This window comes from Bradyrhizobium genomosp. I (2014), assembly GCF_000261685.1.
Taxonomy (GTDB): Bacteria; Pseudomonadota; Alphaproteobacteria; order Rhizobiales; family Xanthobacteraceae; genus Bradyrhizobium.
The window spans coordinates 23,081-30,367 of record NZ_AJQE01000134.1 but is presented as its reverse complement, the minus strand read 5'-3'; the positions used below and the strand labels follow the sequence as shown (position 1 = coordinate 30,367).

General features: G+C 64.1%; 6 protein-coding genes. All 6 read right to left on the bottom strand.

Going from position 1 to position 7,287, the window contains the following annotated elements; translation table 11 throughout:
• A partial coding sequence (locus tag IC50_RS12585) for an ATP-binding protein (protein ID WP_035704653.1) occupies positions 1 to 360 on the bottom strand: 360 nt, incomplete at its 3' end.
• A gap of 77 nt (positions 361 to 437) precedes the next feature.
• Positions 438 to 1,484 (bottom strand): tol-pal system protein YbgF, encoded by a 1,047-nt coding sequence (gene ybgF / locus IC50_RS12580; RefSeq protein ID WP_035704651.1) that lies wholly within the window; start codon positions 1,482 to 1,484, stop codon positions 438 to 440.
• Between the two features lie 187 nt (positions 1,485 to 1,671).
• Positions 1,672 to 2,160: a peptidoglycan-associated lipoprotein Pal gene (pal, locus tag IC50_RS12575; RefSeq protein ID WP_035704649.1), complete on the bottom strand. Its 489-nt coding sequence runs from the start codon at positions 2,158 to 2,160 to the stop codon at positions 1,672 to 1,674.
• A gap of 242 nt (positions 2,161 to 2,402) precedes the next feature.
• Positions 2,403 to 3,167, bottom strand: a complete 765-nt coding sequence (locus IC50_RS12570; protein WP_035704647.1) for an N-acyl amino acid synthase FeeM domain-containing protein — start codon at positions 3,165 to 3,167, stop codon at positions 2,403 to 2,405.
• Between the two features lie 173 nt (positions 3,168 to 3,340).
• Positions 3,341 to 5,668 carry a putative bifunctional diguanylate cyclase/phosphodiesterase gene (locus IC50_RS12565; protein WP_035704644.1) on the bottom strand — a complete coding sequence of 776 codons (2,328 nt, stop codon included), beginning with the start codon at positions 5,666 to 5,668 and terminating at the stop codon, positions 3,341 to 3,343.
• Positions 5,669 to 5,925: 257 nt separating this feature from the next.
• The gene (gene tolB / locus IC50_RS12560) at positions 5,926 to 7,272 is read right to left on the bottom strand and encodes a Tol-Pal system beta propeller repeat protein TolB (RefSeq protein ID WP_035704659.1); all 1,347 of its coding nucleotides are present in this window, start codon (positions 7,270 to 7,272) and stop codon (positions 5,926 to 5,928) included.
• Between the last annotated feature and the right edge of the window lie 15 nt (positions 7,273 to 7,287).

Below are 7,287 nucleotides of genomic sequence, written 5' to 3'. Positions count from 1 at the left end.
GGCACGCGCGGCCGCTGCCAGCAGCCGGTAACGGGCCTCGCGCGCCGCCGCAGGCACCCCTGTCTTCGGTTTTGCGCCGCGCCAGCGCAGGGTCCGGTGCGGCAATCCGAGCTCGGCGGCGAGCCGCTTGACCTGGCGTGCCTCGCTGGCTGCCTCGGGGCGCAGGCCGTGATCGACGGTGACGACGGTGAGTTGCGGGCCGCGCACAAGGCTGCGCTGCCAGCGTGCCGCAAGCCACATCAGCGCGACCGAGTCGGGCCCGCCGGAGACCGCGAGCACCAGCGCCGGCGCAGCCTTCAGGCCGGCGAAGAGCCGCCTCGCCACGCGCGCCGAGATGGGAGAATTGTCGTCGTCTGACATGACGCGGCCCTGACACTCGCCAGTGGATGGGTGCGATGTTTAGCGCAGCACCATCCGCGTTGTCAGGACCCAAGACGTCAGCACTTGGCCCGCTTCTGCTCGCGGTCGACCGCCGCTTTGACGCCGGCGGAGGCGCGCGGATATTTGCGGCCGACCTCGCCGAAGGCGGCGCAGGCGGCCTCCTTCTCCTTCAGCGCGGCGAGCGACTGGCCGAGCCGCAGCAGCGCATCCGGCGCCTTGGCCGATTTCTCGTATTTGGTGGTGACGGCGAGGAAGGCTTCCGCGGAGTCGCGATATTGCCGGCGCTGGAAGTAGCTCTCGCCGAGCCAGTATTGCGCGTCCCCCACGAGCGGGTCGCTCGGAAATTTCTGCGCAAAGTTCTTCATGGTCTGCTCGGCGAGCGCATAGTCCTTGCGCTGCATGTAGCCGATGCCGAGGTCGAACTCGTCGCGCGGCGTTGCCGAGGGCGGCAGGGTGGTCAGGCCAGCGCCGCCGGCCGGCGCGGGATTGCCGGATTGGGCCGGCGGGTAGCCGGGCTGCGCGGCCTCCGGCTGATAGCGAGGGCCGGTGTTGGCGAGATCGAGCGGCTCGCCGGCACCGCGGCCGCCCGGTGCTCCCGACGGCATCGGCTGCTGGCCGCCGCCGAGCGCGCGGGGCGCGCCAGGCGCGTTTGGATTCTGGTTCGGATCGAACGCATCGCCGCGGCGGCGCGAGCCGGGGGCGCCGGGCGCCGGCTGCTCCTGAACGATCGGCGCAGGAGCAGCGATCTGCGGCTGCTCGTAGTTCGGCTGCACGGCCTGCTGCTGCTGGCGATAGCCCGGCGTGATCTGAGTTGGCGCGATCTGGGCGGGCGGCATCGCCGCGACGTTGGGCGCCTGCCCGGGTGCGCCTTGCGCGCCGCCTTCGAGCGCCCGCAGCCGCTCCTCGAGCTGGCGGTTGCGATATTGCAGCTCTTCGTTCTGGCCGGTGAGCTGGCGGAGCTGGTTCTCGAGCCGCTCGATCCGCATCTCCGGGTCGGCATCATCCGACTGCGCGAAGACCGGTTGCGCAAGTGCGGGCGAGCACAAAGAGAGCAGCGCGGCGGTCGCCACGGTGCCGGTAAAGACCTTCAATCTGGATGACATCTTGCCCTGACGACAAAAGCGAAATGGCCTGCGACGGAACATTCGACGCGCCACACATTGAAGTGGAGTACGCCAAAAATGTGACTGGTACCAAGGGGTTTCTGTCACAGAATGCTGAAACGAAACCGGCGCCCGAGAGGGCGCCGGCATAGTCCATTTCCGAAACTGAACGGCGCCTGACTGAACGTCAGGAACTCGCGTTCAACACAGTGACTGCGCGGCGGTTCTGCGACCAGCAGGAGATGTCGTTACAGACGGCAACCGGCCGTTCCTTGCCGTAGGAGATCGTGCGCATACGATTCGGATCGATGCCGCGCGAAGCGAGGAACGAGCGCACCGACTGGGCACGGCGGGCGCCAAGCGCGATGTTGTATTCGCGGGTGCCGCGCTCGTCGGCATGACCTTCGATGGTGAAGCTGTAGCGCGGATAGGTCTGGAGCCATTGCGCCTGCTTCTCCAGGGTCACGATCGCCTGCGGGGTCAGATCGGTCTGGTCACTTTCGAAGAACACGCGGTCGCCGACGTTGACCACGAAGTCCTGCTGGCTGCCCGGCGTCGCCGCATTGGCCATCGCATCCGTCGCAGCATTCTTGTTGGCGCAGGCGCCCATCGACAGCGCGACGGCAAGCACCGCGACCAGCTTCAATCCCTGGAGGATACGCATAGGATGTTTCATTCCGGAGCCTCCACGCTCACGTTAGTCCACTGCTGTCCGGTCTACAGGGGGTTGGTTAAGCGAACGTTCCGTCAACCTTGACGGAACCTTGCCTCAGCCGCTCAAATGCCCCCAATCAGCGAAAAGCAACCGCCATGGTTAATGATTTGTAAATGTGGCGCAAGGGTGAAGGCAAGCCGAGTCGGCGGCAAAAGCGCCGGCTTCTGCCGGAATTTTAGGCCCGATCGAGCAGATGGAACGCCCTAGTAGACGGAACCGAGTGCTGGAGCCGCCACATCCAGGTTCCGCGGCGTGGTCAGCAACGCCGGCCGCGTGGCAGCCTGGCGCGGAGTGCTGCGTTCAAACAGCATGCGCCGCTCAAACGCGCTGGAGCGCATGATCGGAAAGCGTGCCAGAACCTTGTCCCGCTGCCGCCGGACGTCAGTGGCCATCAGCACCGCCTTCTTGGTGGGCCACCCCGGAAACCCCCGCGGCTCCGGTGAAATGGTCTCGTGCAGGAAGATGCGGCGGTAAAACGCCTGATGATCGGTCCGGATCATGGCAAGCCCGGTGTCGGCATTGAAATGATCGCATGCGACAAAGGCCAGGCGGACGGTCAGGTAGGGCAGTTCGGGAAAGCGCTGGTGCTTGTCGGGATCCGCAACAAACCGACACGGATCGACAAAGACCTCGCCGCGATCGAGGCGGGGATGCAGGATGTCGCCGAACACTTCGGTAGTATAGGACATCCGCCATTCCGAGGTCAGAAGGTGGATGCGGACGGAGCTGCAAAGCTCTCCATCGACATAGATCCCGAAATTCCAGGTATTGGGCGTTTCGTCGAAGCGATCACTGACGCGCAGCGAGGCTGACGGCTCGATCAGACCGGCCTGCAGATAGGCGCGGTAGCGCATCAAATACAGGTTGTCCTTTTCCTCGGGAGTCTCGATGAGTCGGTAATCGATGCGGTCAAACAACGCGGCGCCTCGTGGAAGGAGCGCCGGATTCGGTTCGGCTCCGGACTTCATCTGCTACCTCTGGACTCCAAGCAACTTCCGCGAGTAGCAGCAGATTAATGGTTCCTTAACGAAATTGCAAAGCCTTAGAACTGTTAGGGTTAACCTTCGCGGCCCGCAAGATTACGGATCTCGCGAGAGCCGATTGCGGTGAAATTGCGAGGAAGGAGCTGCCAGGAAAAGGATCAGGCCGATCGCGACGACACGACGGTGAGCTGGTCGTCAGGCATACGACGGCCATGCGAGGCGTTGAGCAATTGGCGGATTCGCACCGCCGGAACGGGCCGGCTGAACAGGTAACCCTGCCCTTCGGTCACGGTGCCGTCGGCGCTGATCCGCTCGAGCTGCTCGTTGGTTTCGATACCTTCGACCACGACGGCCATGCCGAGGTCGGCGGACAGCCGCGCGACGCCGCGCAGCAGCGTCAGCGGCCGGTCGGCATCGATGCCTTCGAGGAAAGAGCGGTCGATCTTCACTTTCTGCATCGGGAAATTGTGCAGGTAGCTGAGGCTGGAATAGCCGGTACCGAAATCGTCGAGCGAGATGCGTACGCCGAGCGCGCGCAATTGCGACAGGATGTCGTGGGTGAGCTGGGTATTGCGCAGCAGCGAGGACTCAGTGATCTCGATCTCCAGTCGATGCGCCGGCAGGCCCGACACTTCGAGCGCGTAGCGGATTTCGCTCAGGACATCGCGCTGGTGGAATTGTTGCGGCGAGAAGTTGACGGCGACGCTGACACCATCCGGCCACTTCATGCATTCCATGCAGGCGCGACGCAGGATCCAGCGGCCCAGATCGACGATCAGGCCCATGTCCTCGGCGACCGGGATGATATCGATCGGCGAAACCGTGCCGCGCACGGGATGATTCCAGCGCAGCAGCGCCTCGCAGGTGGTGATCTTGCCGGACTTCAGATTGACCAGCGGCTGAAAGAACAGCTCGAATTCCTCGTTGGCGAGCGCCTTGCGCAGGTCGAGCTCGAGGATGCGGCGCGCTTCCACGGTCGCCGCCATCTCGTCGCGGAAGAAACAGAAGGTGCCGCGGCCATCGGCCTTGGCGCGGTACAGCGCCATGTCGGCGTTCTTGAGCAGCGTATCGGCGCTGGTGCCGTCCGGCGAGGTCAGTGCGATGCCGACGCTGGCGCCGATCTCGACCAGATGATTGTCGATGCGATAGCGCTCGCTCAACCGCTCGACGATGCGGCGGGCGAGCGCTGCGGCGTCTTCGGGCGCATTGAGGTTCTGCTGGAACACGACGAACTCGTCGCCGCCGAACCGGGCGACGAAATCCTCCGGGCGCAGCATCTCGCGCAGGCGGTTGGCGACCGCGCACAGAAGCTGATCGCCGCAGGGATGGCCCAGCGTATCGTTGACCTGCTTGAACTGGTCGAGGTCGATGAACAGCAGCGCGGAGAGTTGCTTCGCGTCGTGGGAGACAGCCAGCAGGTGCTCAATTTCGTCGCGGAAATTGACCCTGTTCGGCAGCGCCGTGAGGTCGTCGTATCTCGCAAGATGGCTGATCTTGGCTTCGGCGTTGCGACGCTCCGTAATATCCTCGAGCAGCACCACCGCCCCTCCGTCCGCCATCGGCTGAACGGTCCAGGACAGCGACCGGTTTCGCTCCATGTTCGTATCGGCGGTGATGATCTCCTTCTCCCGCGAACTCTCGATGCCAGCGATGATCTGCTCGCCGCTCGCAGCCGAGACGGATCCTGCCTGGACACACGCCGCGATGATGTCGCGCGCGCTGGCGCCGCTCCGCGGCAGATTGTCGGGCAGGCTCATCATCGCGGCGAAACGGTGATTCATCACCGCAAGCTGCCCATCGAGGTGGAACATGCAAAGCCCGTGCGGCATGTTGTTCAGGGCGGTATCGAACTGGCCCGCGAGTGCCGCTTCGCGTTCACGCGCCACCACCGCTCCCATGAATATCCGGTGCAGGTTGACCGAGAGCTGCATGATCGCCAGCAGGAAGGCAGCGCTCACAACCGCCATCGCGACGTAGTAGGGCGTGCCGCGCCACGCCAATGCCAGGACCGCCGGGGCGAAAATGAGCAGGGCCTGAAGATGGAAGATTGATGGTCGTCCGTACGCCCTCCCCGCCCCTCCTGCGGCAATGCCTGTGGTGACCGACAGAGCAATCATGTGCGCGACCGCGTCATCGGTGGCGAGCAGGACCGTGCCGCACCAGGTGCCGATCGCAGCGGCCTGAATCTTCGCACCGATCTGGTACCGCGTCTGCCAGCGTTTGGCCGCCTCGGCGGTCACGCTCGACTTGCGCGCCTGATAGCGACGCAAATCGATCGCACGCACCGTCCCGGCCAAGACGAGAAGCGCCACGCACGCCCAAATGAGGGGTTCGCCCGTCTTCAGGGCAGTCAGTGCAGCTCCGATCGACACGAAGATGAGACCGGCAAGCAGCGGTCCCGGCGCTTCAAAGAGCGAATCGATCTGCGCTGCCGGGTTGACCGGCGGCGGCTGTCCCTGCTCTGCGCTGTGGCTTGCGAACTGCATCTTGGTTTGTACGCGCGTCCTGTTTGGCGCGTAGTTTTACCCAGCCGAGATGAAGCCTTTCTGAGGGAACATCGTTAAAGTCGGGTTGTTTTTCGGCAATAGCGAACCGATTTTCGCTGAAATATCAAGCAACTAGGCAAGTCTTGCCGGGCACAAGGTGAAGGAAGTCCTGCCTTGCGCAGCAAACGCGAAAAAATCGGCGCGCTTTTTCGAAAACATCGCACGTCTGAACGCACGATGTTTCAGCTGCGATCTTGTCAGCCCGACGTCGAGGACAATAGCGGCGACCATGCCGGGTCGGAGGCGAAGCCCGGCGTCGGCACCTTCAGCTCGTTGCGGCCGGAGATGTCGACGGAATACAGCGACGGTCCCCCATTGCCACCGGGATCGCGGAAGAACATCAGGACGCGGCCGTTCGGCGAGAAGGTCGGACCCTCATTGTGGAAGCCGGAGGTGAGCAGCCGCTCGCCGCTGCCGTCCGGCTTCATGACGCCGATCGAGAACTGGCCGCCGCCCTGCCTCGTGAAGGCGATGTAATCGCCCTTCGGCGACCACACCGGCGTCGAATAGCTGGCGTTGGTGTCGTCCTTGGAGAAGGAGATGCGCTGCGCCTGGCCGCCGCCAGCCGCCATCACGTAGATCTGCGACCTGCCGCCACGATCGGACTCGAAGCAGATGCGGGTGCCGTCCGGCGAGTAAGATGGAGACGTGTCGATCGCCGGCGTGTCGGTGAGGCGCGTGGTCGAGCGCGAGCGCAGATCCATCACGAACAGGTTGGAATTGCCGCCCTGCTGCAGGCTCATGATGACGCGCTGGCCGTCCGGCGAGAAGCGCGGCGCAAAGGTCATGCCGGGGAAGTTGCCGACGATCTCGCGCTGGCCGGTCTCGATGTTGAAGAGATAGACCTTCGGATCGCCCTGGCCGAACTCCATGTAGGTGATCTCCTGCGAGTTCGGCGAGAAGCGCGGCGTCAGAACGAGGTCGGAGCCACGCGTCAGATAGCGCACATTGGCACCATCCTGATCCATCATCGCGAGCCGCTTGACGCGGCGCTCCTTCGGCCCGCTTTCATCCACGAACACCACGCGGCTGTCGAAATAGCCTTTCTCGCCGGTCATGCGCTCGTAGATCTGGTCGGAGATGATGTGGGCGATGCGGCGCCAATATTCCGGCGAGGTGAAATATTGCTGTCCCGTGAGCTGCTGGCCGGTGACCACGTCCCACAGGCGGAATTCGGCCTTGAGCCTGCCATCCGGCTGCCGCGTCATCCGGCCGGTGACGAGAGCCTGCGCGTTGATGGTCTTCCAGTTCTGGAATTGCGGCGCGACGTCGATGTTGCTGATGCGCTCGATGAAGGCGGCCTGGTCGATCGGCGCGAACAGGCCCGAGCGCTTCAGGTTGTTGGTGATGACTTGTGTGACGCCGCTGCCGACATCGCCGTCGGAGGGCGAGCCCGGCACGAAATTGGAGATCGCGATCGGGATCGGCTGGAATTCGGTTGGATTGATTTGGAGCCGCCCTTGCTGGGCCTGGGCGAAGGCGCGTCCACCCCCAAGCGCGGCGAGCCCCGCGCCTGTCAGGGTCATGAAGCGGCGGCGATTCATCGATCGGATGTCATT